The 24,749-nt window shown below is 66.5% G+C and carries 19 protein-coding genes; 10 read left to right on the plus strand and 9 right to left on the minus strand.

The genetic code is table 11. From position 1 onward, the window contains the following. Positions 1–359: 359 nt before the first annotated feature. Entirely contained in the window at positions 360–3,062 is a 2,703-nt protein-coding gene (locus QW863_RS02330; RefSeq protein WP_315712029.1) for a glycosyltransferase, read from the minus strand. 355 nt (positions 3,063–3,417) lie between these two features. After that, positions 3,418–3,999 (minus strand): beta-1-3, beta-1-6-glucan biosynthesis protein, encoded by a 582-nt coding sequence (locus tag QW863_RS02335; protein ID WP_315712028.1) that lies wholly within the window; start codon positions 3,997–3,999, stop codon positions 3,418–3,420. Between the two features lie 435 nt (positions 4,000–4,434). On the opposite strand from QW863_RS02335, the gene QW863_RS02340 reads away from it, so the two are divergent. Continuing rightward, on the plus strand, positions 4,435–5,964 hold the full coding sequence (locus QW863_RS02340; protein ID WP_315712624.1) for a beta-(1-6) glucans synthase: 1,530 nt from the start codon (positions 4,435–4,437) through the stop codon (positions 5,962–5,964). Here QW863_RS02340 and QW863_RS02345 read toward each other — a convergent pair. Together QW863_RS02345 and QW863_RS02350 are read right to left on the minus strand one after the other, a co-directional pair. After that, positions 5,924–6,304, minus strand: a complete 381-nt coding sequence (locus QW863_RS02345) for a hypothetical protein (RefSeq protein WP_284416120.1) — start codon at positions 6,302–6,304, stop codon at positions 5,924–5,926. The genes QW863_RS02340 and QW863_RS02345 overlap by 41 nt on opposite strands. A 108-nt stretch (positions 6,305–6,412) precedes the next feature. Continuing rightward, positions 6,413–7,765 (minus strand): hypothetical protein, encoded by a 1,353-nt coding sequence (locus QW863_RS02350; RefSeq protein ID WP_315712026.1) that lies wholly within the window; start codon positions 7,763–7,765, stop codon positions 6,413–6,415. A 135-nt stretch (positions 7,766–7,900) separates the two neighbouring features. Here QW863_RS02350 and glmU point away from each other — a divergent pair, with 135 nt between their 5' ends. Beyond that, entirely contained in the window at positions 7,901–9,247 is a 1,347-nt protein-coding gene (glmU, locus tag QW863_RS02355; RefSeq protein ID WP_315712025.1) for a bifunctional UDP-N-acetylglucosamine diphosphorylase/glucosamine-1-phosphate N-acetyltransferase GlmU, read from the plus strand. A 9-nt stretch (positions 9,248–9,256) separates the two neighbouring features. Here glmU and QW863_RS02360 read toward each other — a convergent pair whose 3' ends face one another. Beyond that, entirely contained in the window at positions 9,257–9,484 is a 228-nt protein-coding gene (locus tag QW863_RS02360) for a hypothetical protein (RefSeq protein ID WP_315712023.1), read from the minus strand. Positions 9,485–9,713: 229 nt separating this feature from the next. Between QW863_RS02360 and glmS the strand changes: the two genes are divergently transcribed. The 3 genes from glmS (at position 9,714) to QW863_RS02375 (ending at position 13,526) form a co-directional block, all read left to right on the plus strand. Then, positions 9,714–11,540, plus strand: a complete 1,827-nt coding sequence (gene glmS / locus QW863_RS02365; RefSeq protein ID WP_315712021.1) for a glutamine--fructose-6-phosphate transaminase (isomerizing) — start codon at positions 9,714–9,716, stop codon at positions 11,538–11,540. Positions 11,541–11,919: 379 nt separating this feature from the next. Beyond that, complete coding sequence (locus QW863_RS02370) at positions 11,920–12,534, plus strand: LysE family translocator (RefSeq protein ID WP_315712019.1); 615 nt, start codon at positions 11,920–11,922, stop codon at positions 12,532–12,534. A 194-nt stretch (positions 12,535–12,728) separates the two neighbouring features. After that, positions 12,729–13,526: a DUF502 domain-containing protein gene (locus QW863_RS02375; protein WP_315712018.1), complete on the plus strand. Its 798-nt coding sequence runs from the start codon at positions 12,729–12,731 to the stop codon at positions 13,524–13,526. 44 nt (positions 13,527–13,570) lie between these two features. Here QW863_RS02375 and QW863_RS02380 read toward each other — a convergent pair whose 3' ends face one another. Then, positions 13,571–13,945: a VOC family protein gene (locus tag QW863_RS02380; RefSeq protein ID WP_315712017.1), complete on the minus strand. Its 375-nt coding sequence runs from the start codon at positions 13,943–13,945 to the stop codon at positions 13,571–13,573. A 281-nt stretch (positions 13,946–14,226) separates the two neighbouring features. On the opposite strand from QW863_RS02380, the gene QW863_RS02385 reads away from it, so the two are divergent. Both QW863_RS02385 and QW863_RS02390 read left to right on the plus strand, forming a co-directional pair. Next, positions 14,227–16,104 (plus strand): autotransporter domain-containing protein, encoded by a 1,878-nt coding sequence (locus QW863_RS02385; protein ID WP_315712016.1) that lies wholly within the window; start codon positions 14,227–14,229, stop codon positions 16,102–16,104. Positions 16,105–16,267: 163 nt separating this feature from the next. After that, a complete protein-coding gene (locus tag QW863_RS02390; RefSeq protein WP_315712015.1) occupies positions 16,268–17,119 on the plus strand; it encodes an NAD(P)-dependent oxidoreductase in 852 nt (283 codons plus the stop codon). A 196-nt stretch (positions 17,120–17,315) separates the two neighbouring features. Here QW863_RS02390 and recG read toward each other — a convergent pair whose 3' ends face one another. After that, on the minus strand, positions 17,316–19,418 hold the full coding sequence (recG, locus tag QW863_RS02395; RefSeq protein ID WP_315712014.1) for an ATP-dependent DNA helicase RecG: 2,103 nt from the start codon (positions 19,416–19,418) through the stop codon (positions 17,316–17,318). Between the two features lie 195 nt (positions 19,419–19,613). Here recG and QW863_RS02400 point away from each other — a divergent pair, with 195 nt between their 5' ends. Further along, positions 19,614–19,901 carry a succinate dehydrogenase assembly factor 2 gene (locus QW863_RS02400; RefSeq protein ID WP_315712013.1) on the plus strand — a complete coding sequence of 96 codons (288 nt, stop codon included), beginning with the start codon at positions 19,614–19,616 and terminating at the stop codon, positions 19,899–19,901. Next, the gene (mfd, locus tag QW863_RS02405) at positions 19,901–23,416 is read left to right on the plus strand and encodes a transcription-repair coupling factor (RefSeq protein ID WP_315712012.1); all 3,516 of its coding nucleotides are present in this window, start codon (positions 19,901–19,903) and stop codon (positions 23,414–23,416) included. Before QW863_RS02400 ends, mfd begins: the two co-directional genes overlap by 1 nt. 12 nt (positions 23,417–23,428) lie before the next feature. Here mfd and QW863_RS02410 read toward each other — a convergent pair whose 3' ends face one another. Continuing rightward, on the minus strand, positions 23,429–23,650 hold the full coding sequence (locus QW863_RS02410; protein WP_315712011.1) for a hypothetical protein: 222 nt from the start codon (positions 23,648–23,650) through the stop codon (positions 23,429–23,431). 215 nt (positions 23,651–23,865) lie between these two features. Here QW863_RS02410 and QW863_RS02415 point away from each other — a divergent pair, with 215 nt between their 5' ends. After that, positions 23,866–24,072: a DUF2283 domain-containing protein gene (locus QW863_RS02415; protein ID WP_315712010.1), complete on the plus strand. Its 207-nt coding sequence runs from the start codon at positions 23,866–23,868 to the stop codon at positions 24,070–24,072. An 86-nt stretch (positions 24,073–24,158) separates the two neighbouring features. Here QW863_RS02415 and QW863_RS02420 read toward each other — a convergent pair whose 3' ends face one another. Next, positions 24,159–24,452: a hypothetical protein gene (locus QW863_RS02420; protein WP_315712009.1), complete on the minus strand. Its 294-nt coding sequence runs from the start codon at positions 24,450–24,452 to the stop codon at positions 24,159–24,161. Positions 24,453–24,749: the final 297 nt, after the last annotated feature.

A 24,749-nucleotide genomic window follows, 5' to 3' on the forward strand; every position in this document is an offset into this window, starting at 1 on the left:
TCCCCATCGGAACGCTTTAGGCGTGGCCGTGGTTCACTGCGGCATGAGATCGGGGCGGCAAAAAACCCCGACCTTGGGCCGCATGCTGTCGTGGGCGCTGTGTAGGGGGTGGGTCCGTTCCGGTCAATAGGGCGGGCGGGGGAAACCACGGGAGATCGACGATCGTTTCGGGGGCGCGGCGATGACGGTGCCGTAGCCCGCCATGAGCCGCCATCATGAGCCGCCGTCGGCGCTCGAGAGAGCGGCGGCGGAGGCGACCTGCGGGGGCTCACGGGCCGTCGCAATGACCCCGGATGTCGCTGCCGCCTGCGCCCGTCGGGCCCATGCGTCCGCTCATCCGGGCTACGCTTCGCTTCGCGTTACACCTTGTCCGCCGCCTTCGTTGCCGCCGCGCTCAGCGGCGCCGGTTGCATTCCGGGCCCGGCCAGCTCGGGCACCCATACCGGGCGCAGGCCGATCAGCTCGGCGGTGCGGACGGTGGCGTGGCGCCAGAACTCGAAGGAGTTGATGCGGGACATCTCCAGCAGCGCGATGGCGACCGCTGAGAGGAACGGCAGGCTCTCCAGGATCAGGACGGCGGCGAAGATGTAGAGCTCGGTGATGGCAAGCGTGTTGGTCACGATCAGAATCGTGGCGCCGATCAGGAGCAGGGCGCCGATCACGGCCTCCCAGAACGCCTGGAACTCGATCGACATCCGCGACAGGCCGCCCTTGGACGTGCGGGCGAACGCCAGGTGCTCGGTGATCAGGCCCTGCGCCACGGCGCGGCTGACCGTCCACTGCACGCTCATCGCCGCGACCATCGCGCCCAGCATCTGCCACGGCTTCACCGCCACCCGCAGCCGGTAGAGAATCAGGAAGTGGGCGAGCGAGACCACGAAGGCGGCGAGGATCGGGATGGTCAGGATCTTGTCGGGAATGGCGATGCCGGCGAAGGCAACGATCGGCGTCCAGATCAGGTTGAGGATCGCCACCACGACGCCGAGGCTCTCGGCGCCGAGCCAGTTGAGCCAGCCGAGCGAGAACTCGCGCTTCTGGTCCGAGGTCAGCCGGCTGTGGCCGGGCAGGAAGCGGCGCCAGTGCTTCTTGACGATCTGGAAGCCGCCATAGGCCCAGCGATGGCGCTGCTTCTTGAACGCCTCGTAGGTGTCGGGCAGGAGGCCCTGGCCGTAGCGGGTGTTGGTGTAGTGGGTCTGCCAGCCGAGCTCCTGGATCGCGAGGCCGAGATCGGTGTCCTCGCAGATCGTGTCGCTCGACCAGCCGCCGGCCATGTCCATCGCCGCGCGCCGGATCAGGCACATCGTGCCGTGCACGATGATCGCGTTCTCCTCGTTGCGCTGAACCATGCCGATGTCGAAGAAGCCGGCGTACTCGCCGTTCATGATGTAGTGCATCAGCGACAGGTGCTCGTCGCGATGCTCCTGCGGCGCCTGCACCAGGCCGACGGCGGGGTCGGCGAAGGCCGGCACGAGGTCGGAGAGCCAGTCCGGCGTCACGACATAGTCGGCGTCGATGATGCCGATGATCTCGGCATCGACAGCGGTGCGCTCCATCGCGATGCGCAGCGCGCCGGCCTTGAAGCCCTTGACCTTCTCGGCGTTGATGAACTTGAAGCGCTCGCCGAGCATGCGGCAGTGATCCTGGATCGGCTGCCAGAACGCCGGGTCGGGCGTGTTATTGATGATGCAGACGACCTCGTAGTTCGGGTAGTCGAGGCGGGCCAGCGCATCGAGCGTTTGCTTCATCATGTCGACCGGCTCGAAATAGGCCGGCACGTGGATCGACACCTTGGGGCAGTAGTCCGGCGCGGCGGCGCGGTCACGCGCGGCCTTGTCGCGGGTCAAGAGGCGCCGCGGCTCGCGGCCGAAGGCGATCGCGGCGATCTCCTCGATGCGGGCCATCGCGATGAGGATCAGGGGAACCAGGAGGATCAGGCCCAGCGTCAGCGCGAAGGTCGAGCCCCAGACGAAATAGTGCACGTTCCAATAGGCGAAGACGTTGGAGACCCAGGCACCGACGCCATGTGCCGTGATGGCGAGCATCATGGCCTGCAGCACGGTCGGCTGGCGCAGCCGCACGATCGGCAGCGACAAGAGCACGCCGACCAGCAGCGCGATGGCCGCGAGCTGCCAATAGTCGGGATTCACGATCGGGCCGGTCCAGGCGAATTTCGCCTCGCGCGCGGCATTGAGGACGCCCCAGTACGGGCCGACGCCGCCTTCGAAATATTTCCAGGGCTGATCGATCGCCTCGACGATGTTGTATTCCATGCCGATCGAGGCGGCCTGGGCCAGAAAATTGCGCAGCACCTTCGCCTGCCGGAGTGGGCCCGGCACGGCGGGCCCGCGGTTGTCGCCGCTGCGGCTGTAGCCCTGGCTCGGCCAGCCGAACTCGGCGATCATGATGCGCTTGCCGGGGAACTGCTTCTTCAGGAGCTGATAGCGATCCACCGCCTGATCGACGGCCTGGTCGTCGGTGAAGAATTCCCAATAGGGCAGGACGTGCGCGGCGATGAAGTCGACATTGGCCGCGAGCTCGGGGTTGTCGCGCCAGGTGTTCCAGACGTCGCCGGTGGTGACGGGCACGTTGACCGACTTCTTCACGCGCTTGATCTTCTCGATCAGCTCATCGACCTTCTGGGTCGCCGTGAGGATGGTCTCGTTGCCGACCACGATGCCGATGACGTTGCTGTTGCGGCGGGCGAGGGTGATGGCCGACTGGATCTCGCGCTCGTTGCGGTCCGGATCCTTGTCGATCCAGGCGCCGAGCATCACCTTCAGCCCCGCCTCCGCCGCCAGCGGCGGCACGATCTCGAGGCCGCCGGTAGACGAGTAGAGCCGGATGGCCCGCGTCATCGTGGCGAGCTTCTTCATGTCGGCGCGGATGCGTTCCGGCGAGGCCACGGTGTTGGCGCCGGGAGCCCCGGTTCCTTCATGCGGATCGTAGGAGACGCTCTGCAGCAGGCCGGTAAAACTGGGGGCCTCCTGTTTGTCCTGCAGCAGTCCCCAGAGGGCGGCGTGCACAGCGGTGACGAGGAGCAGGACGGCGACAACGGCACGCATTGGAGGGGCAACCATTCCTAGGATCAAGTCAGCGGTGAAGCGGAGCGGTCGATCGCCGTTCCATCTCGGGTATCCGATGCTACCGGGATCACGTTCGCGGGCGACGTCCGACGACGAGCGGCGAAGGCGATCATTCTCACGCCGTCACAGCCGAAGGCCGCGACATCATATGTCATCCCAACAGAGCCCAATCCTGCTGAACGGTGCCTGAACCGGGGCGAGGCTCAGGCACGCGTCGAGGACCTCGATCGTATCTCGGCCGTATCCTGCCACGTGATCGGAGCGCTGTCATGCCGCAGCCGCGCATGGCGCCTGGTCGTCGGGATCGTGCGTCCCGCCTGCCTTCAGGCGCCGGTCACTTCGCCGGAGGCTGCGCGGGCGAGGGCGATGCCTGGGGAGCGGGCTGCTGCGTCGGTGCTGGCGAAGCCTGCGCGGCCGGGGTCGAGGCCGGGCCTGGCGCAGGCGCCGCAGCCACCTGCGGCTTGGCGTCCGGATTGATCCAGCAGCCGTGGACGTGGTTGTTCAGCGAGTTCGGCACCTTCGGATCGATCTGCGGGATGAAACGCGTCAGGCAGCGGAAAGCGGCCTGAACGTGGCCGCCGGGGCAGCCGAACCGGTCGTAGAGATCGAGGTGGCGGAAGGCGGTATCGAGGTCGTCGTTGTACATCAACTGGACGACGCGGCGGCCGAGCCAGACGCATTCGGGATTGCCGGCCGGGCCGCCACTGAGCGCCTGGGACGCTTCGGTGAATTCGTCGGCCTTGCGCTGGTTCTCCTTCGACACGTCGGCCGGATTGGCCGCCTGCGGCTTTTGGTCCTGGGGATGGTCGCTGCCGCTCTGGGCGAGCGCGCCGGGCGCGCCGATGAGGAGCACGAGGCCCAGAGCCGCCGACAGGCGCGAAACCGAAAACTTGGAGTGGAGCACGCGTCGACCCATAAATTCCCCGATTGTTGCCTTCGTGCCGTCCCCTGACGGACGCAGTGTTGATGCCGATCAAATCAGCCCCGATTGCGGCGGGAGATTGATTCCGACTGTCGCAGAGCGTTCCTAACGGGCGCTTGCGCAGGGGCCCAATCTGGGTTGCGACGTTGCGACGGCCGGGGCCAACCGGGATTCCCAATGACCGGAATCTCGGATTTTGTCCAGCAACGTACCAACTTTCTCGCGTCATCGTAAAAGGGCGATGTGGAGCGGGTACGCCGGGAGCGCCGGAGGGCCCGATCGCCTACTTGGCAGATCGCCGCCGACCGGGTAATCGACACCACCCTGCCTGGAGACACGGAACTGAAATCCCTTCCTACGCCGCTGGCGCTTCTGCTCATATCCTTGGGTGTCATCGCCGCCGCGTGGTGGTGGCTGGCCCAGCCGATCATGCTCGCGCGCGCGCCGATCGAGCCAGCTTCGAAGCTGCAGTGCGTGTCCTATGCGCCGTTCCGCGGCCAGCAGAGCCCGCTGGATCCGACCACCCGTATCGACGCCGAGCAGATCGAGCTGGACCTGGTGCAGCTCGCCAAGATCTCCGAATGCGTGCGCACCTATTCGATCGAGAACGGTCTCGACCAGGTGCCGGGAATCGCCGCCCGCGTCGGCATCAAGGTGATCCAGGGCATCTGGCTCGGCTCCAACAAGCTGAAGAACCAGCAGCAGATCGGCATCGCGGTCGACCTGATCAAGCGCTATCCGAAGGTAATCACGGCCGTCGTGGTCGGCAACGAGGTGCTGCTGCGCGGCGAGATGACATCAGCCGATCTGGCCGCGACCATCCGCGGCGTCAAGGCGCAGGTCACGATTCCCGTCACCTATGCCGACGTCTGGGAGTTCTGGCTGCGCAACCGCGAGCTCTACGACATCGTCGACTTCGTCACGGTTCATATCCTGCCGTACTGGGAGGACATCCCGGTGCGCGCGAAATTCGCCGCCTCCCATGTCGACGCCATCCGCCAGCAGGTCGGCGTCGCCTTTCCGGGGAAGGAGATCCTGATCGGCGAGACCGGCTGGCCGAGCGAGGGGCGCATGCGCGAGGGCGCGCTGCCGTCGCGGGCCAACCAGGCCCGCGTGGTGTCGGAGATCCTCAGCCTCGCCAAGCGCGAGAACTTCCGCGTCAACCTGATCGAGGCCTATGACCAGCCGTGGAAGCGCAAGCTCGAAGGCACGGTCGGCGGCTATTGGGGCCTGATCAGCGACGATACGCGGGCGCTGAAATATCCGCCGGGCGAGCCGGTCAGCAATTATCCGCTCTGGAAGCTGCAGATGGGCGGCGGCATGATCCTGTCTTTCGTGGTGTTCCTGGCCGGCTGGCTGACGGTGCGGCGCCGGCCCTGGCCGCCGCACCTCTCGGCCTGGGTCGGGGTCGGGATCTCCGCGACGACGGCGGGCGTGCTGTTCGGCATGGCCGCGGACAAGATGTTCTATGAGAGTCTCGGTGCCGGCGGCTGGCTGCATTGGGGGGCGCTGCTCGCGGCCGGCGTCCTGGCGCCGATCCTCAGCGCCAATGCGACGATGGCCGGGCGGCCGTTGCCGACCTTCCTCGACCTGCTCGGACCGAATGACGGCCGCAAGCAGTTGAAGATCACCTACCTGCTGGGCCTGGTCCTCGTCGTGACGGTGCTGATTGCGGCCGAGACGGCGCTCGGCTTCGTGTTCGACCCGCGCTACCGCGATTTCCCGTTCGCCAGCCTGACCATGGCGGTGGTGCCGTTCGCGATGCTGCTCGGCAATCGTCCGGCGCAGGGTCCCCGGCCGATCGCCGAGGCCAGCTTCGCCGGCCTGCTCGCGATCTCCTCGGTCTACGTGATCTACAACGAGGGCCGCGACAACTGGCAGGCGATGTGGACCTGCGCGATGTATCTGCTGCTGGCGTTCACGCTGTGGCGGGCGCGGGCCGCGCAAAGCCGAGGATGAGCAGGCCGATCGCCAGCCCCGACAGCACGATGTTGTAGAGCACGATGCCGAGGCCGGCGGCGATCAGCCCGCCGGTCAGCAGCACGATCGACGGCCGCATCACGTGCAGCACTGCGATCACCAGCGCCGTGGCGCCGAACACCGAATTCTTGAACAGCGTGGTCGCAACCGCCCGGCTCTTGCAGGCCAGCGTCTGCAGGCCGGCGTCGCAGGCGAGCGCGACGCTCGACAGCTCGATCGCCAGATAGCGCAGATAGAGGGCATAGCCGACGGTGACGAAGCCTATGATCAGGAGCCATTGCACCTGATAGGGCGAGAGGCGGAACGGGGTCTTTTTCATGCGCGGGACTATGCTGCGGAAAGGACGTGCGGACAAGCCGCAAAGCCGGTTCGCGGACTGCTTTCACAATCCGTCCCAACCGGCTTTGGCCGCACGTCGATTCGAGCCTCAGGAGCGGCGGAAGAACGACGACAGCGCCGACGGCTGTTCGGGCTTGGGCGCCTCTGCCGGCGGCGGTGCCGGCGCGGCCGCGGCCGGCGGCTCCTCGCGCTTGCCGTGACGCTGCTGCTGGGCCTGTGGCTGATACGTGCGCCGGCGCTGCACCGGCTTCTGGGCGGCAGCCGCGGGCGCGGCCGGCTTGGCCGCCTCCGGCTCCTCGCGGACCGCGAGGCGTTGGCCGTCATAGACGGTGGTCTCGCAAGCGCGCTGGCTCTCGGCGAGGACCGCGCAGATCTTCGCCGCCGTCGCCGCGTCGCCCAATGGGCCGGCGCCGAGCCGCAGTTGCATACCTGGACCGCCCCGGCCTTCCTTCAGGATGATGATCGGCCTGAGCAGGGCGAGGTCGGCATGGGTCTTCACGAGATCCCGCCACAGCGCCCGCAGGCCGCCGAGCGAGTTGGCTCCGCCGAGATCGACGGCGAATTCGGTCTTCTGGACCGCCGTGACCGCGGCGTCGGTGCTGTCACTGCCCTTGGCGCCGGCGGCCTCTGCGGGTTCGGCTCTTGCGAGCTTGTCGGTCTCGGCCGGCTTGCCGGCCGGGTCCGAGGCACCACCAGTCGGCTTGGAACCGGTCGCAGCCGGCGATGCGGACGAGGCTGACGGTGTCGGCGAAGGGGCGGAAGAGACGGGCGGTGACGAAGCCCCCGATAGCCCGGCCGACATCGGCTTGGCCTGCTCCTGTTTCGTCTTGTCGGCGCTCGCGGCAGCCGGCGGGGTACTCGGCTGAGCCGGACTGGTTCCGGCCGCCCCGTTGGGAACCGGCATGAACGGCGACGCGTTCGCATATGCGGGCAAGGGGCCGGGTGGCGGGGAACCCGACGGGGCCGCCACCGGGGCCTGGGACTCGACGGCAGCGATCTGTGGCGCGGGGGGCGCCTTGCTGCCGGGGGCGGGATTCGCGGTCGCCTGGGCGCTCTGCTTGGCCAGCGCGCCGGTCACCGAGTCCAATCCCTGCTCGAGCACCGTCACGCGCGCGTACAGCCGGTCGCGATCGGTGTTGAGCGTCTCGATGGCCGCGCCGAGCTGGCGCGCCTCGCCCTGGGTCTCACGGGCCAGCGACTGCAGCAGTTGCGCCTGGCGCGACAGATCGGCCGCGGAAACACGGTCCTGCCGCCATCCCTGTGCAGCCTGATTGGTGAAAACGGCCAGGCCGACGGCGCCGACGGCGCCAGCCCCCCACCAGCCGAGCCGCCACAGCGCGCGGCGATCGAACTCGTTCTCGTCGGCAAACAGTCCAGACAAAGTGGTGCCCGTCTTCTCAGCTGCATTTGCGCCGGCGGATTTGCGGGAGTCCTTAGCCATGAACCTGCCTTAATCGAATCACGAAGCGAACATTAACAGGAAAACCACCAGGGGCTTTAGCCGGTGCGGTTTGCCCCGCGCAGAAAACGCATTATGACAGCGCGACCTATGCGCTCCCTTCATCCCAGGTGTTTCATGACCGCTCGATCCAGTCTGACCATCGTGCTTGCGGCAGGCGAGGGCACCCGGATGCGCACGAGCGTGCCCAAGGTGTTGCATCCCATCGCCGGCGAATCACTGCTCGCGCACGTCCTGGCGGCGGCGCCGCACGGGGATGGCGCCAGCATCGCGGTGGTGGTGGGGCCGGGGCACGACGCGGTCGAGAAGGAAGCCAGGCGCCTGCGCCCGGATGCGGATATCTTCGTCCAGCACGACCGGCTGGGGACGGCGCATGCGGTGCTGGCGGCGCGGCAGGCGATCGCGCGCGGCGCAGACGATCTGCTGGTCGCATTCGGCGACACGCCGCTGATCACGGCCGAGACGTTCGCGCGGCTGCGGGCGGCGCTGGCGCAGGGCGCAGCGCTCGCCGTGCTCGGCTTTCGCGCCGCCGATCCGACCGGCTACGGTCGCCTGCTGCTCGACGGATCGAAGCTGGTCGCGATCCGCGAACAGGCCGATGCGAGCGAAGCGGAGCGGGCGATCACGCTGTGCAATGCCGGGGTGATGGCGATGGACGGCCGTTGCGCGCTCGCGATCCTCGACCGGATCGGCAACGCCAACAGCAAGGGCGAGTATTATCTCGTTGACGCGGTTGCGATCGCGCGCGAGCAGGGGCTCGACGCGGTCGTGATCGAGACGTCTGAAGACGAAGTGCGCGGCATCAACACCAAGGCGCAGCTCGCCGAGGCCGAGGCCGTGATGCAGACCCGGTTGCGCCGCGCGGCCATGGATGCGGGCGTGACGCTGATCGCGCCGGAGACCGTCTATCTCGCCGCGGATACGACGTTCGGCAAGGACGTGACCATCGAGCCGTTCGTCGTGATCGGCCCCGGCGTGTCGATCGGCGACGGCGCGGTGGTGCATTCGTTCTCGCACATCGTGCAATCCAAGCTCGGCCGCAACAGCCTGCTCGGGCCGTTCGCGCGGCTGCGGCCCGGTACGTCGCTCGGCGAAGGCGCCAAGATCGGCAATTTCGTCGAGGCCAAGGCCGCAGTGCTGGAGGCGGGCGTGAAGGTCAATCACCTGTCCTATATCGGCGACGCCCATGTCGGCGCCAATTCCAACATCGGTGCCGGCACCATCACCTGCAACTATGACGGCTTCAACAAGCACAAGACGAACATCGGCGAGGGCGCCTTCATCGGCACCAACACCTCGCTGGTGGCGCCGATCAACATCGGCGCCCGCGCCTATATCGGCTCAGGCTCGGTGATCACGCGCGACGTGCCCGACGATGCGCTGGCGCTGGAGCGCAGTCCTCAGACGACGCGCGAAGGCGCCGCGGCGCGCTTTCGGAATGCCAAGCAACGCCACAAGAAGTGAGCTGAGACATCAGCTTTCGTCGTCTTGGAACTCGGCGAACATCGCACGCGTCAGGCGCCAGCCGCGGCGGGTGGCGTGCTTGACCGGCTCGTTCGTACGGTGCTTGATAGGCATCGGCTTGAGCTCGTTGCTCAAGGTCGGCGGCGGCCAGTGCGCCAGATGGCTCCCGGACGTCGGATGCGACAGGCTCAGCGGGCTGGTGCCCTTGGGATCAGTTGGGCGGCGGCTATAGGTCATGGCGTCCTCTCCGACGCGACAGTCTCTGCGCAAAAGCGTTGACCTGGCGTTAAGTGCGCTCCGAACTGGACCTCCGCATCGAACCGGAGTTGCCTGCAGGCCCTCGGTTAGGGCTCTCACTTAACCCTGTCGCAATCCGCAATAATTATTGAATCCTGAAAGCGCGCCGTTTTCGTTAAGACAATGCCACGCTTTTGAATCTCTCTCGACGATTTGGGGACTGGCGCTGATGTGCGGAATCATCGGGATCCTGGGACGCGGGCCGGTTGCCGAGCATCTCGTCGATTCCCTGAAACGTCTCGAATATCGCGGCTACGATTCCGCGGGCGTCGCCACGCTCGAGGGCGATCATCTGGACCGGCGGCGCGCCGAGGGCAAGCTGAAGAACCTCGAGAAGCGGCTCGAGCAGCAGCCGCTGAAGGGACACGCCGGCATCGGTCACACCCGCTGGGCCACCCACGGCAAACCGACCGAGAGCAACGCGCATCCGCATGCGACTGACAACGTTGCCGTGGTGCATAACGGCATCATCGAGAATTTTCGCGAACTACGGGCCGAGCTCGAAAAGCAGGGCGCCAAATTCGCATCCGAGACCGACACCGAGACCGTCGTCCATCTGGTCAATTCCTATCTGCTGAAGGGCCACACCCCGCAACAGGCCGTGGCTGCGTCGCTGCCGCAGTTGAAGGGCGCGTTCGCGCTGGCGTTCCTGTTCAAGGGCCACGGCAATCTCCTGATCGGCGCCCGCAAGGGCTCGCCGCTGGCGATGGGCTATGGCGACGGCGAGATGTTCCTGGGCTCGGACGCGATCGCGCTGGCGCCGTTCACCGATACGATCAGCTATCTCGATGACGGCGACTGGGTCGAGATCACCCGCGACGCCGGCATCATCCACGATGCAACGGGCGCGGTGGTGAAGCGCGAGGTGCTGAAATCCGGCGCGTCGTCGTTCCTGGTCGACAAGGCCAACTATCGCCATTTCATGGCCAAGGAAATCCACGAGCAGCCGGAGGTCGTCGGCCACACCTTGGCACGCTACGTCGACATGGGCACCGAGCGCGTGATGCTGCCGGCGCGGCTGCCGTTCGACTTCAAAGATATCCAGCGCATCTCGATCACCGCCTGCGGCACCGCAAGCTACGCCGGCTTCGTCGCCAAATACTGGTTCGAGCGCTTCGCGCGGGTGCCGGTCGAGCTCGACGTCGCCTCGGAGTTCCGCTACCGCGAGGCGCCGCTGCGCCAGGGCGATCTCGCCATCTTCATCTCGCAATCCGGCGAGACCGCCGACACCCTGGCGGCGCTGCGCTACGCGAAGTCGCAGGGCGTCCATACGCTCTCCGTCGTCAACGTCCCGACCTCGACGATCGCGCGCGAGAGCGAGATCGTGATGCCGACGCTTGCCGGCCCCGAGATCGGCGTCGCCTCGACCAAGGCCTTCACCTGCCAGTTGATGGTGCTGGCGGCGCTGGCGATTGCCGCCGGCCGCGGCCGCGGCGAGCTCTCTGAGGCCGACGAGGCCAAGCTGGTGCACGGCCTCGTCGAGGTGCCGCGGCTGATTGCGGCGGCGCTGACGGTCGAGCCGCAGATCGAGAAGCTCGCGCGCGAGATCGCCAAGTCGAAGGACGTGCTGTATCTCGGCCGCGGCACCTCCTATCCGCTGGCGCTGGAAGGCGCGCTGAAGCTGAAGGAGATCTCCTACATCCATGCCGAGGGCTATGCCGCCGGTGAGCTCAAGCATGGCCCGATCGCGCTGATCGACGAGACCATGCCGGTCGTCGTCATTGCGCCCTATGATCGCGTGTTCGAGAAGACGGTGTCGAACATGCAGGAGGTCGCCGCGCGCGGCGGCAAGATCATCCTGATGACCGATGCCAAGGGCGCCGAGGAGGCGACCGTGGACTCGCTGGTCACGATCATCATGCCGGACATGGCCGCGACGTTCACGCCGATCGTCTACGCCATCCCGGTCCAGCTCCTGGCCTATCACACCGCCGTGGTGATGGGGACGGACGTCGACCAGCCGCGCAATCTCGCCAAGTCGGTCACGGTGGAGTAGCAGCGGGTTTCTCTTGGCTGATGCTCTCGCATCGCCTTGAGAACCAGTTCGGCGTAAGTTGCGACGCGGCATCTTCACATTCGCTGTCATCCCGGCGAACGCCGGGATCCATAGCCACAGTGCTTAATGGTTCGCAGCGCCGGCGGCTCCAGCCTGTCTCAAACGACCTCTCGGGATTATGGGTCCCGGATCTGCGCCCGCCAACGCTATCGCGTTGCCGGGCTTGTCCGGGACGACACCGTTTTTTTCGCGCCCACACCTCACGGGGGGCACGAGCGTGCAAACTCGGCCGTGCTTGCCATCTGATCCGCAATCCGACATCAGTTTCAGGCGATGTCCCCGACGGAGCTCGGCGGTCCGCTCCATCACGGGGATCACGATGGCTTTCGACACTTGGCTGCTGTTCCTGCTCATGAGCATCGGTATCTCGCTCACGCCCGGCCCGAGCGGCCTGCTGGCTCTCACCCATGGGGCGCTGCATGGCGGGCGCAGGACGCTGTTCACGATCGCCGGCGGCCTGATCGGCTTCGTCCTCATCATCGCGCTCTGCATGTTCGGCATCGGCGCGCTGGTGCAATCCTCCATCACCTGGCTGGTCGTCCTGAAGTGGGTGGGCGGGCTGTATCTCGCCTGGCTCGGCATCAAGCTGTGGCGATCGCCGCCGGTGGCGGTCGATGCCGGCAGTGAGCCCGCCGTTGCGAGCGGGCAGGTGCTGTTTCGCCAGGGTTTCCTGACCGCGGCCACCAATCCCAAATGCCTGCTGTTCTTCAGCGCCCTGTTGCCGCAGTTCATCGACCCCGAGCGCAGCCTTGCGGTACAGTTCGGCATCGTAGCCGTCACCTATACGGCGACCGAGTTCCTGACCGAGGTCGCCATCGCCAGCGCGGCGGCCCAGGTTCGTCCATGGCTCGCCCGGGTCGGGCGCCGCTTCAACCAGGTCGGCGGCGGCATCTTCGTGGCGGTCGGCCTGGCCCTGCCGCTGCGTAGCGCCTAGGGCAGCGCGTTTGCCCTTTTGAGTGGCTCCTCGCCGCAGTAGGGATTGAAATCGACGCCTTGCGCGTTGACTTGGTGCCCGGCTGCCGGGCCACAGGTCAGCGGCAAAGCGCGCATGTGTCGGAAAGAGGGCCTTCGCCCTTCAAAAATCTGCTAAGACCCCTAGGTGAGATTTGATCCGACCCGGAAGTTCGCATGAGTTCCCGCGACGACCTGCCGCCTGAGACCGATCCCTTGGCCGATGCTCCGGCCGAGACGCCCCATCATGGGCTGATGTTCCGGTTTCGCAACTATTTCCTGACCGGCCTCGTCGTCGCCGGTCCCGTCGCCATCACGCTCTACATCACCTGGTGGTTCGTGACCTGGGTGGACGGGCTGGTCCGGCCGTTCGTGCCGCTGGTCTATCGTCCGGAGACCTATCTGCCGTTCGGCGTGCCCGGCTCCGGCCTGATCGTGGCCGTGATCGGACTGACGCTGCTCGGCTTCCTGACGGCCAACCTGATCGGCCGCACCCTGGTCGACCTCGGCGAGCGGCTGCTCGGCCGCATCCCGGCGGTGCGCGCGATCTATCGCGGCCTCAAGCAGGTGTTCGAAACGCTGTTCTCGGGCAAGGGCTCGAGCCTGCGCCGTGTCGGGCTGGTCGAGTTTCCCTCGCCCGGCATGTGGTCGATCGTCCTGATCTCGCAGCCGCCGAGCGCGGAGATTTCGAGCCGGCTGCCCGGTGACGACGAGCAGATCTCGGTGTTCTTGCCGTGCGCACCGAACCCCACCACCGGCTTTTTCTTCTATCTGCCGCGGAGCAAGATCATCGAGGTCGACATGAGCGCCGAGGACGCGGCGACGCTGATCATGTCCTGCGGCGTGGTGCAGCCGGGATCGGACCAGCAGAAAAAAGTCGCGGCGCTGGCCAACATGGCCAACGCCGCGCGCCTCGCCAACGCACCCGCGCAGCCATCGCCGCACCGTGAGCCCGAGCCGGCCAAGGCGGACTAGGCTGAAAGGCCGACTGGCGCGAAAGGCCAGCCACTGCGGAAGAGCTAGGCCGCATCCTGCGGAACGAACACGCGCAGGCGATGCCCGTCCGGATCGAGCGCGACGAACGTGGTTCCGAAATCCATCCGTGTCGGCGCCTGCGCGATCGAAAGTCCGCGCGCCTTCCAGTCGTCGTGCAGCCGCTGGACCTCGCCGGCATCGCCGACCGCGAACGCGACCTCGCCGAAGCCTGCGGCGCCCGTCGCTGGCGGCTCGACCGTGTGCCGCGACCACAAGCCCAGCATGACGCCCTCGCGCAGCGGCAGCATGGCGAACGTCGGCGATTGTTCGATCACGGGCCGGCCGAGCAGATCCGCATAGAAGGCCGCGCTCCTCGGCGGGTTGTCGACATAGAGGATCAGGAAATTGAAGTCGGGCATCGTCGTCTCTCCGGTGGCGGCGCCGGCTGCGGCGCTTCAGCCACACGACTAGCCGAGCCCTCTGCCAGATTCTGTCAGCAGCCTTCGTGAGCATGGTCGGTGGCGGTCCGGTCCGCCCAGCGGGCGAACGTGCGCATCGCGGCGCTTTGCACTGCATGATGATGCGGGGAAAGCACAGCCACGGATGTCATCGTTCCTACAACCAATGGGCGGTGGTGTTTCGAATGGTCACCATGGAAACATCGGGCAAACAAAAGTAGGGCGTTGGGGAGGCGCGTAGGATGCCTGTGAGTAGGACGACATCGTTGTGTGCGGTCGCGCTGTCCGCGGCGTCCCTGCAACTGACCGCGCCGGCGGCGGCCCAGACCACCTATACGCGCATTCAGGCTTTTGGCGACAGCTACGCCGACACGGGCAATCTCTGGACCTTCACCGGCGGCGCCGGCAAGCTGCCGCTCTATCCCACCGGTCGCTTCAGCGGCGGCACGAATTTCGTCGACACGACCTCGGCGCTGCTCGGCATTCCCCAGCTCAACTACGCGATCGGCGGCGCCATGGCGGGCGATACCAACGTGGTGGCGCCGGGCATTCCCGGCTTCTTCCAGGAATGGAGCGGACTGACGGGCTTCTCCGGCAGGATCTCGTCGACCGACCTGGTCGAGATCTCGGTCGGCGGCAACGATGCGCGGGCCTATTACCGCGCCGGCGGCTCGCTCGCTGACGCGCCGACGGCCGCGGCCGTCACGGCCCAGCAGGCCATGGCCGGCATCAACGCGCTGGTCGGCGACGGCGCGCGCAGTATCGTGTTCACGGCCGGCGATGTCAGCACCTTGCCGGAGGCCGTTGGCAACGCCAATGCTCCGGCCGGCAAGGCCTACAGCACGACCTATAACAGCCTGATGCAGCAGTCGCTCGCTGGCGTCGCGCGTTCGGGCGTGCGTGTCGAGTACGTCGACACCGGACTGATCGGCACGCTGATCCAGGCCAATCCGTCGCGCTATGGCTTCACCAATGTCGGCGCCTGTCCGATCGCCTGCATCGGCAATCCTGCGCTGCAGAACCAGTATCTGTTCTACGTCGATGGCGTGCACCTGACGTCACACGGCTTCGAGGTGCTGGGGCAGTACATCGTCAACCGCCTCAACGCGCCGCTGACCTTCGCGCCGCAAGGCGAGGTGGGGTCGATCACCGCGATGGGCTTCGCCTCGACCCTGTTCGGCAAGCTCGACATGTTCCGCGAGACCGCGGGCTTTGCTCCGTCGACGATGAACGCCTATGGGGCAATGGGCCGCCCGCCCTACACCAAGGCGCCGCCGCTCGCGCCGGTCAGTCCATGGTCGTTCTACATGCAGGGCAATGGTGGCGTCAGCGACCGCCAGGGCAGCGCCGCCTCGAACGGCTTCAATCTCGACAGCATCGGCGGCACCATCGGCGTCGAGTACCGGCTGTCGGCGAACACCATGATCGGTACCGCCTTCGACTATTCCAATCCAAAGGCGAGGCTGTTCAACAGCGCCGGCACCACGGATGCCAACTCCTATCAGTTCGGCCTCTACGGGGCCTGGGCCAGCAGCAGCCTGTTTGCCGAGGGCCTGGCGACGATCGGCCATCAGGACTATCGCAACACGCGGCCGGGCGTGGTCGACACCATCACCTCCAATCCCGGCGGCACCACCTTCGTCGCGGCCGGCAAAGCCGGTTACCTGTTCGATGCAGGCGGGGCGAAGCTCGGCCCGATCGGCGGGCTGACCTATGCCCGCGCCCGCGTCGACGGCTTCACTGAGACCGGCGATCCTGCGCTCACGCTCGCGGTCGGCTCGCAGACCGCCGAGACCCTGATCGGCAGCGTCGGCGTGCAGCTGCGCACCCCGTTCCAGGTGCAGGGCAACGTCATCAATCCGTACCTGAACCTGACGCTCGATGACGACATCATCGGCAACGGCCGCCTGATTCAGTACAACGCGACCTCGGCGCCCGTCATCGTCAATAACTGGACGGTTCCGAACGGCACCTCGCACAACGTCTACGGCCGGGTGAGCGCCGGCGTCGTGGCGCCGTTCTGGAGCAATGTGGCGCTGACGGTGAACGTGTCGCGCACGATCGGACGCACGGGTGGCGACGATTTCTTCGGCAGCGGAGGCTTGAAGATTGCGTTCTGAGGTCTGCCGCGGCGGTCAGCGTTCTCGGGGGCTCTGAGGGGAGCGTTGACGTTGCGGCCAAGGCGAGGGCAGCCCGGAAGGGCTGCCCTTCGTTTTCGTGCCTTCAATTTTGTCATGGGGTGCGCATAGTCTTCGAGACAATCGTTGGAATCGGAGCGTCATCATGCCTCCCAGCATTGCCGTCATCGCGCCCGGCGCCATGGGCAGCACCATCGCCGCCCGTCTCGTGGAGCACGGCTGCAAGGTCCTGACGTCGCTCGAGGAGCGCAGCGCGGCGACGCGGACGAGAGCGGCCGCATCCGGCATGATCGGCGCCAGCGATGCCGAGATCGCCAATGCGGACATCATCCTGTCGATCGTGCCGCCAGGCGAGGCCGTGGCGCTGGCGGAGCAACTCGCGACGGTCATCAACCGGAATTCGAAGAAGCCCATCATCGTCGACTGCAATGCCGTCAACGTCGAGACCATCCGGACAATCGAGGACATCGTGCTGTCGTCGGGTGCGCGCCTGGTCGACGCCGCCATCATCGGTCTGCCGCCGAAGCCCGGCACGAAGGGACCGGCCTTCTATGTGAGCGGCGAGGCGGCAGCCGATGTCGCCGCGTTGGGCGAACTCGGGCTCGATCTGCGCCGGATCGAAGGGCCGATCGGCGCGGCTTCGGCGCTGAAGATGGCCTATGCCGGCATCAACAAGGGACTGACAGGGCTCGGCGCCGCGATGGTGCTGGCCTCCACCCGCGCCGGCGCCGCCGACGCGCTGCGCGACGAGCTGGCGCTGAGCCTGCCGCACGTCCAGGCCCGTCTCGCCAACGCACTGCCGGACATGCTGCCGAAGGCCTATCGCTGGGTCGCCGAAATGCGCGAGATCGCGGGGTTCCTCGGCGAGGATCATCCGGCTGCTCTGATCTACGAGGGCTTTGCGCGGTTGTTCGAGCACATTGCGGCGGACGTGCAGGGCGAGGGCACCGACGCGGCGCAGCTGGTGGCGTTCGCCGAGAGTTGCAAAACGAAGTAGACGATTTCAGCTCGTCGTCCCGTGCGAGCCACGACGCGCGATAGCCCATCGTGGCGCAGACCCGGACCCATACTCCGCGGCGGTTGTGAGGTGCGAAAAAGCCAATCGCCACCCTGCCTCAAACTGCTCCCTGGGGTTATGGGTCCAGGCTCAAGGCCGGGACGACAGGTGAGTTTGTTGATGCACCTTCTGCTGATCAACCCGCCGTCAGCAGCGGGATCGCCTCGTCGCGCTCGTAGAGATACAGCAGGCAGCGCAGCGCATCGCTGCGCGGGCCCTTCAGCTTCGGGTCTTCCTTGAGTATCCGCAGCGCCTCGTCGCGGGCCTGGGTGATCAGTTGGGCATGCACCTCGGGCCGCGCGATGCGGTAGCCGGGCAGGCCGCTCTGGCGGATGCCGAGCACGTCGCCTTCGCCACGCAGCTTGAGATCCTCCTCGGCGATGCGAAACCCGTCTGTGGTCTCTCGGATCACGGCGAGGCGGGCCTTCGACATCGGCCCGAGCGGTTCGTGATAGAGCAGGATGCAGGTCGAGGCTTCCGAGCCGCGGCCGATCCGGCCGCGCAGCTGGTGCAACTGCGCCAGGCCGAAGCGCTCGGCGTTCTCGATCACCATGATGCTGGCGGCCGGCACGTCGACGCCGACCTCGACCACGGTGGTCGCAACCAGCAGGCGCAGCTCATGGGCCGCGAACCGCCCCATGACCTCGTCCTTCTCGCTGCCCTTCATCTTGCCGTGGACGAGGCCGACCTTGTCGCCGAAGCGCTCGCGCAGGCTCTCGTAGCGGTCGGTCGCGTTGGTGAGATGATCGATGCCCTCGGCCTCGGATTCCTCGACCAGCGGGCAGATCCAGTAGACCAGCTTGCCGGCATCGAGCGCGCGGCCGACGGCGTCGACGACCTCGCCGAGTCTGGTGTCGGCCACCGCGCGGGTGTCGATCGGCTGCCGGCCGGCTGGCTTCTCGCGCAGCTCGGAAATGTCCATGTCGCCGAAATAGGTCAGCACCAGGGTGCGCGGGATCGGCGTCGCCGACAGCACCAGCACGTCGACGGCCTCGCCCTTCGAGGTCAGCGCCAGCCGCTCGCGCACTCCGAAGCGATGCTGCTCGTCGACGATGGCGAGCGCCAGCGACTTGAAGACCACGTCGTCCTGGATCAGCGCGTGGGTGCCGATGAGGATGTCGATCTCACCGGCTTCGAGCCGGGCGAGGATGTCGCGGCGTTCCTTGCCCTTCTCGCGTCCGGTCAGGATGACCACGTTCATGCCGGCGCGCGCGGCGAGAGGCGCGATGGTCTTGGCATGCTGGCGCGCCAGAATCTCGGTCGGCGCCATCAGGGCGGCCTGCTTGCCGGCCTCGGCGACGGCGGCCGCCGCCAGCAACGCCACCACCGTCTTGCCGGAGCCGACGTCGCCCTGCAGCAGCCGCAGCATCCGCACCGGCTTTTCGAGATCGGCGGCAATCGCGGCCATCGCCTCGGCTTGCGAGTTCGTCAGCGCATAGGGCAGGGCGTCGATGATCTTGCGGCGCAGATGGCCGTCGCCGGCATGACGGTTGCCCGCGGGCCGGCGCAGTTGCGCCCGCACCAGTGCCAGTGCCAATTGGCCGGCGAGCAGCTCATCGAAGGCCAGCCGCGACCAGAACGGGTTTTCCGGCAGGATGTCGGTCAGCTCCTGCGGGACGTGCACCCGCGTCAGCGCCTCCTTCAGCGAGGGGAAGTTGCAGCGTCGGAGCACCTCCGGACTGATCCATTCCGGCAGCTCAGGCAGCTTGGTCAGCGCCGCAGCGATCGCCCGCCGCAGCGAGCCGAGTGCGAGGCCCTCGGTCAGCGGATAGACCGGGTCGATTCCCGAGAGCTTTGCGAAGCCGGCCTCGTCCAGGATGCGGTCGGGATGCACGATCTGCGGCACGCCGTCATACATCTGTACGGTGCCGGAGACGTAGCGCTTGGCGCCGACCGGAAGCATCTTCTCGATGTAGTCGCCCTTGGGCCGGAAGAACGTCAGCACGACGTCGCCGGTCTCGTCGCTGGCGTAAACGAGGTATGGCGCGCGCGCGTTGCGCGAGGGACGGTGGCGGTCGACCGTGACTTCGAGCGTCACCACGGTTCCGGCCTCGACGTCGCGGACCTTCGGCCGGTTGCGGCGGTCGATCACGCTGGCCGGCAGATGCAGCAGCAGGTCGACCAGCCGCGGCGTCTCGGTGCAGCCGAGCAGGTAGCGCAGCAGCTTGTCCTGCTTCGGCCCGACCCCCGACAGGGTCGTGACCGGCGCAAACAGAGGATTGAGGATGCTGGGGCGCATGGAGCGAACACTTAAAGCCGTTTGGGAGCCGGAATAGCCGCGAATGCCGAGACATCCACGTCTTTTTCTCAGGTTCGAGGTGCCGGGCATGCCGGTTCTGCAGCCCGAGAGGGGCTGACAGGGGCGCTGTGCACCGCTATATCAACCGCGCCCGGCACCGTCCGGGCTTTTGGCGTTGAACAGCAGGATGTCGCGATGACCGGAACGACCCGATCGAGCCAAGGCCTTGACGACCGCCGCAAGCGGCTCCTGTTCCGCTGCTGGCATCGCGGCACCCGCGAGATGGATCTGATCCTGGGCCGCTTTGCCGACGCCGAGATCGGCGCCCTCAGCGAAAGCGAGCTGGCCGAGCTCGAGCAACTGCTCGAAGTCCCCGACCCGGACTTCTATGCCGCGGTCACCGGCGCCCGGCCGCTGCCGCCGGAGCAGACCCCGGCATTGTTCGAGCGCATCAAGGCGTTCCGCGCGGTGGGCGCCGATTGATGAAGAGCCCGGTCAAGTCGCCAGCCGAGCATCTCGCGCCGGGGCGCGCGCTGACGCTCGCCAATGTCGCCGAGGGCGCCGAAGGCCTCGTCGTCTCCGATCTGGCGCGCGCCATCGCCGCCCGGCCGAAGCCGCCGGCGGTCAGCCTGGCCGTGGTCTGCCGCGACGGCAACCGGATGCAGCAGCTGGCGCGGGCGCTCGATTTCTTCGCGCCGGATCTGCCGGTGATGCAGTTCCCGGCCTGGGACTGCCAGCCCTATGACCGCGTCTCGCCACATGGCGGCATCCTGGCCCAGCGCGTCACGACGCTGGCGCGGCTGTCGCGCCTCGCGGGCAGCGACAAGCCGCTGATCGTGCTGACCACGGTCAATGCCATCGTCCAGCGCGTGCCGTCGCGCGACACCATGGCGGGGCAGGCGCTGTCGGTGGCGCCGGGGCATGTCGTGCCGATGGATTCGGTCGTCGCCTGGCTCGAGCACAATGGCTACCACCGCTCGTCGACCGTCCGCGAAAGCGGCGAATATGCCGTGCGTGGCGGCATCCTCGACCTGTTCCCGGCCGGCCTCGACCAGCCCGTGCGCTTCGACTTTTTCGGCGATAGCCTGGAATCGATCCGCACCTTCGACGCCGAGACCCAGCGCACCCTGCTCGACATGCGCTCGCTCGACCTCGTGCCCGTTTCCGAATTCCAGCTCGTCACCGACACCATCCGCCGCTTCCGCATGGGCTATGTCGCCGAGTTCGGCGCGCCCGAGCGCGACGATGCGCTGTACGAGGCCGTCAGCGAAGGCCGCCGCTATCCGGGCATGGAGCACTGGCTGCCGCTGTTCCACGACAAGATGGAGACCTTGTTCGACTATCTGCCGAACACGCCCATCGTGATCGAGCCGCAGGGCGAGGATGCCGCGCGCGAGCGCTTCAAGCAGATCATCGATTATTACGACGCGCGCCGCGAGGCGATGGAGCATCCCGGCGGCGGGGCGATCTACAAGCCGCTGACGGTCGACCGCCTCTATCTGACGTCCTCCGAATGGGCCGAGCGGCTCGCCGCCGTCCCGCTGGCGCGTGTCACTCCGTTCGCGGTGCCGGAGAGCGCCGACGTCGTCGACATCGGCGCGCGACAGGGCCGCAACTTCGCGCCCGAGCGCAACGATTCCGCCGTCAACGTATTCGAGGCCGTGGTGGCGCATGTGCAGGCGCTGCAATCGGTGCGCAAGAAGGTCGTGATCGCGCTGTGGAGCGAGGGCTCGCGCGACCGCATGGCGAGCATGCTGAAGGATCACAAGCTGATCCATGTCACCAGCGTCAACACCTGGCGCGTGGTGCAGGCGACGCCGCGCAACGAGACCATGCTCGCCGTGCTTGGTCTCGAGACCGGCTTCGAGACCGATCAGATCGCGGTCATTTCGGAGCAGGATATTCTCGGCGACCGCCTGGTGCGGCCCCGCCGGGCGAGCCGCAAGCTCGATAATTTCATCTCGGAGGTGACGAGCCTCGCCATCGGCGACATCGTCGTTCATGTCGATCACGGCATCGGCCGCTTCGTCGGCCTGCAGACGCTCGAAGTTGCCGGCGCGCCGCATGACTGTCTCGAGCTGCGCTACGCCGGCGAAACGAAGCTATATCTGCCGGTCGAGAACATCGAGCTGTTGTCGCGCTACGGCTCCGACCAGACCAATGTCGAGCTCGACAAGCTCGGCGGCTCCGGCTGGCAAACACGCAAGGCCAAGCTCAAGAACCGAATCCGCGAGATGGCCGGCGAGCTGATCAAGATCGCCGCCGAACGCATGCTGCATGAGGCGCCGAAGCTGCCGGTGCAGGCCGGCCTCTATGACGAGTTCTGCGCGCGCTTCCCCTATGACGAGACCGAGGATCAGCTCGCTGCGATCCAGGCGACGCTCGCCGATCTCGAAGCGGGCCGGCCGATGGACCGGCTGGTCTGCGGCGACGTCGGCTTCGGCAAGACCGAGGTGGCGCTACGCGCCGCCTTTGCCGTCGCGCTCGACGGCAAGCAGGTCGCCGTCGTCGTGCCGACCACGCTGCTCGCGCGCCAGCATGCAAAGACTTTTGCTGAGCGCTTCAAGGGCTTTCCGGTCAACGTCGCGCAGGCCTCGCGCCTCGTCTCGACCAAGGAGCTCAATCAGGTCAAGAAGGGCCTCGCCGATGGCTCGGTCGACATCGTCGTCGGCACCCACGCGCTGCTCGGCAAGGCGATCAAGTTCCGCGATCTCGGCCTCGTCATCGTCGACGAGGAGCAGCATTTCGGCGTCAGCCACAAGGAGCGGCTGAAGCAGCTGCGCGCCGAGGTGCATGTGCTGACCCTGTCGGCAACGCCGATCCCGCGCACCTTGCAGCTCGCTCTCACCGGCGTGCGCGAGTTGTCGATCATCGCCTCGCCGCCAGTCGATCGTCTCGCCGTTCGCACCTTCGTCGCGCCGCACGACCCCGTGATGATCCGCGAGGCCCTACTGCGTGAGCGCTATCGCGGCGGTCAGGCGTTCTACGTCGTGCCGCGTATCGACGATCTCGCCGAGGTCAAGGAGTTCCTCGACAAGACCGTGCCGGAGATGAAGGTCGCCGTCGCGCACGGCCAGATGGCGCCGACCGTGATCGAGGACATCATCGGGGCGTTCTACGACGGCAAGTTCGACATCCTGCTGTCGACCACGATCGTCGAATCCGGCCTCGACATTCCCCGCGCCAACACGCTGATCGTGCACCGTGCCGACATGTTCGGCCTTGCCCAGCTCTATCAGCTGCGCGGCCGCGTCGGCCGCTCCAAGCTGCGCGCTTATGCGCTGTTCACCCTGCCGTCGACGCACAAGATCAGCCCACTGGCCGAAAAGCGCCTGGGCGTGCTGCAGTCGCTGGAGACGCTGGGGGCCGGCTTCCAGCTCGCCAGCCACGACCTCGACATCCGTGGCGCCGGCAATCTGCTGGGCGACGAACAGTCCGGCCACATCAGGGAGGTCGGCTTCGAGCTCTATCAGTCGATGCTGGAAGAGGCGATCGAGAACCTCAAGGCGGGCATCACCGAGCCGACCGTCGACCGCTGGTCGCCGCAGATCACGATCGGCATGCCCGTGCTGATCCCCGAGGACTACGTCTCCGACCTCTCCGTGCGGCTGTCGCTGTACCGCCGGCTCGCCGATCTCGAGACCGACGACGAGATCGAGAACTTCGCCGCCGAATTGCGCGATCGCTTCGGCAAGCTGCCGGACGAGACGCGCTATCTGTTCAAGGTCGCCGCGATCAAGAACTACTGCCGCCGCGCCAATGTCGAGAAGGTCGATGCCGGCCCGAAGGGCGCCGTCATCGCCTTCCGCGACAACAGTTTTGCCTATCCGGACCGCCTCGTCGCCTTCATCAAGCGTCACGGCCAGGCCGCCAAGGTCCGCCCGGACATGAAGGTCGTGTTCCTGCAGGTCTGGGAGACGCTGGAAGAGCGGCTGGCCGGGACCACGGATATTCTGAAGGACCTGGCGGAGCTCGCGGAGAAGAAGAAGGCGGCGTAGCGCAATGGAGCGTTAGCGAAGCATCCAGCCGAAATGCAACGCAAGGCTGGCGATCGTGAAGACTGAGACGATCGCGATCACGCTGATCCAGTCGGTCTCATCGCGAGATTGTCGGTTTTGCATCGCGCCATCCTTCGCTTCGTCAGACGCCCCCGAACTAAGGGTGATAGCATCAGACGAGTGGGGCAAATGCGCGATCTGAAGATGCCAGTGTTCGGTTGAGATCGTGGCCAAGCCGATGAGATCTGACGACCGAAGTCAGGATATGCGAGCCACGCGCACACGCCGTGTCTTGGACTTGCTGGAAGCGATCCCTTACAATTTATGGTACGCTCGGCTAATTTCTTGCGATGGCGGGCACGGCGCCGTCTTGCGCTCACATATGGCGAGATCGTGCATGCGCGTGTACCCACCTTACGGACGTTGATGCGCCTGCTTGGGAGATGTCGATGACGCAACGTAACATCGCACTTCGCATCAGTGCAGACGATCCGAACGTGGCGTATCTGATGTTGCCTGAGCATCCCGGGTCAGGAACAAAGGGGTGCTCTGCCAGGCAAGTACCATTGTCTGACCTTCTTTCATACGTTGGCGCCGACATAATCCTGGATCTCGATGCGGATGGGCGGCTCATCGGAATTGAAGTGCTTGCCTGAGGCAGGCTTACTAGTGGGCTTCACGACGCCGCGCGCTGCGGCTCGCCATAGACCCGGGCCAGCAGCGTGCGTGCGGTGTCGCCCTGCTACAGCGCGGCGACGGTCACCGCCGTCTCCATGCGCGCGTTGCGCTTGCCATGCGAGGTATGGCGCATCACGGCTCGACAGCCGCCGCACGATCGCATGGCCGAACGCAGATCGGTCTCGGCGAACACGACCACGACCGAGCCGTTGTCCTCGTGGGTCCCGAAATCCATCCGGCGCATCAGCCGGCTGATGATGCGCGCGCCGTCATATTGGGCGCGGGGGTTGACGTGATCGAAGGCGAAGCGCGCGACGGCAAGGCCGCCGCCATTCTTCAGCCGCCAACCTCCCCGCAACGGGCGAACGGCTGCGCAACCCCGACCAGCTCCGCCAATCGCCCGTTGCTGCACCCGCGCCACTCGGCGTCAAACCCAACAGGACTCTAAATCCTACCGGATGAAACTTCGGTGGCAGGTCAGTTGCAGAACAGGGCGGGCCTGCGATGCTCGCCGGTATCGGCATCATGCGAGCGCTAGCTAAGTCCGGCTCGAACGCGTGTGCAACCTTGAGATGGTCGCACGAGTCCCTAAAGAGGATTAATGTTTCACAGATTTTTATCAACGAGATCAGTTTCGCAGATCTTCAAGAAGATC

Source organism: Bradyrhizobium sp. SZCCHNR1017 (genome assembly GCF_032381375.1).
Taxonomy (GTDB): Bacteria; Pseudomonadota; Alphaproteobacteria; order Rhizobiales; family Xanthobacteraceae; genus Bradyrhizobium.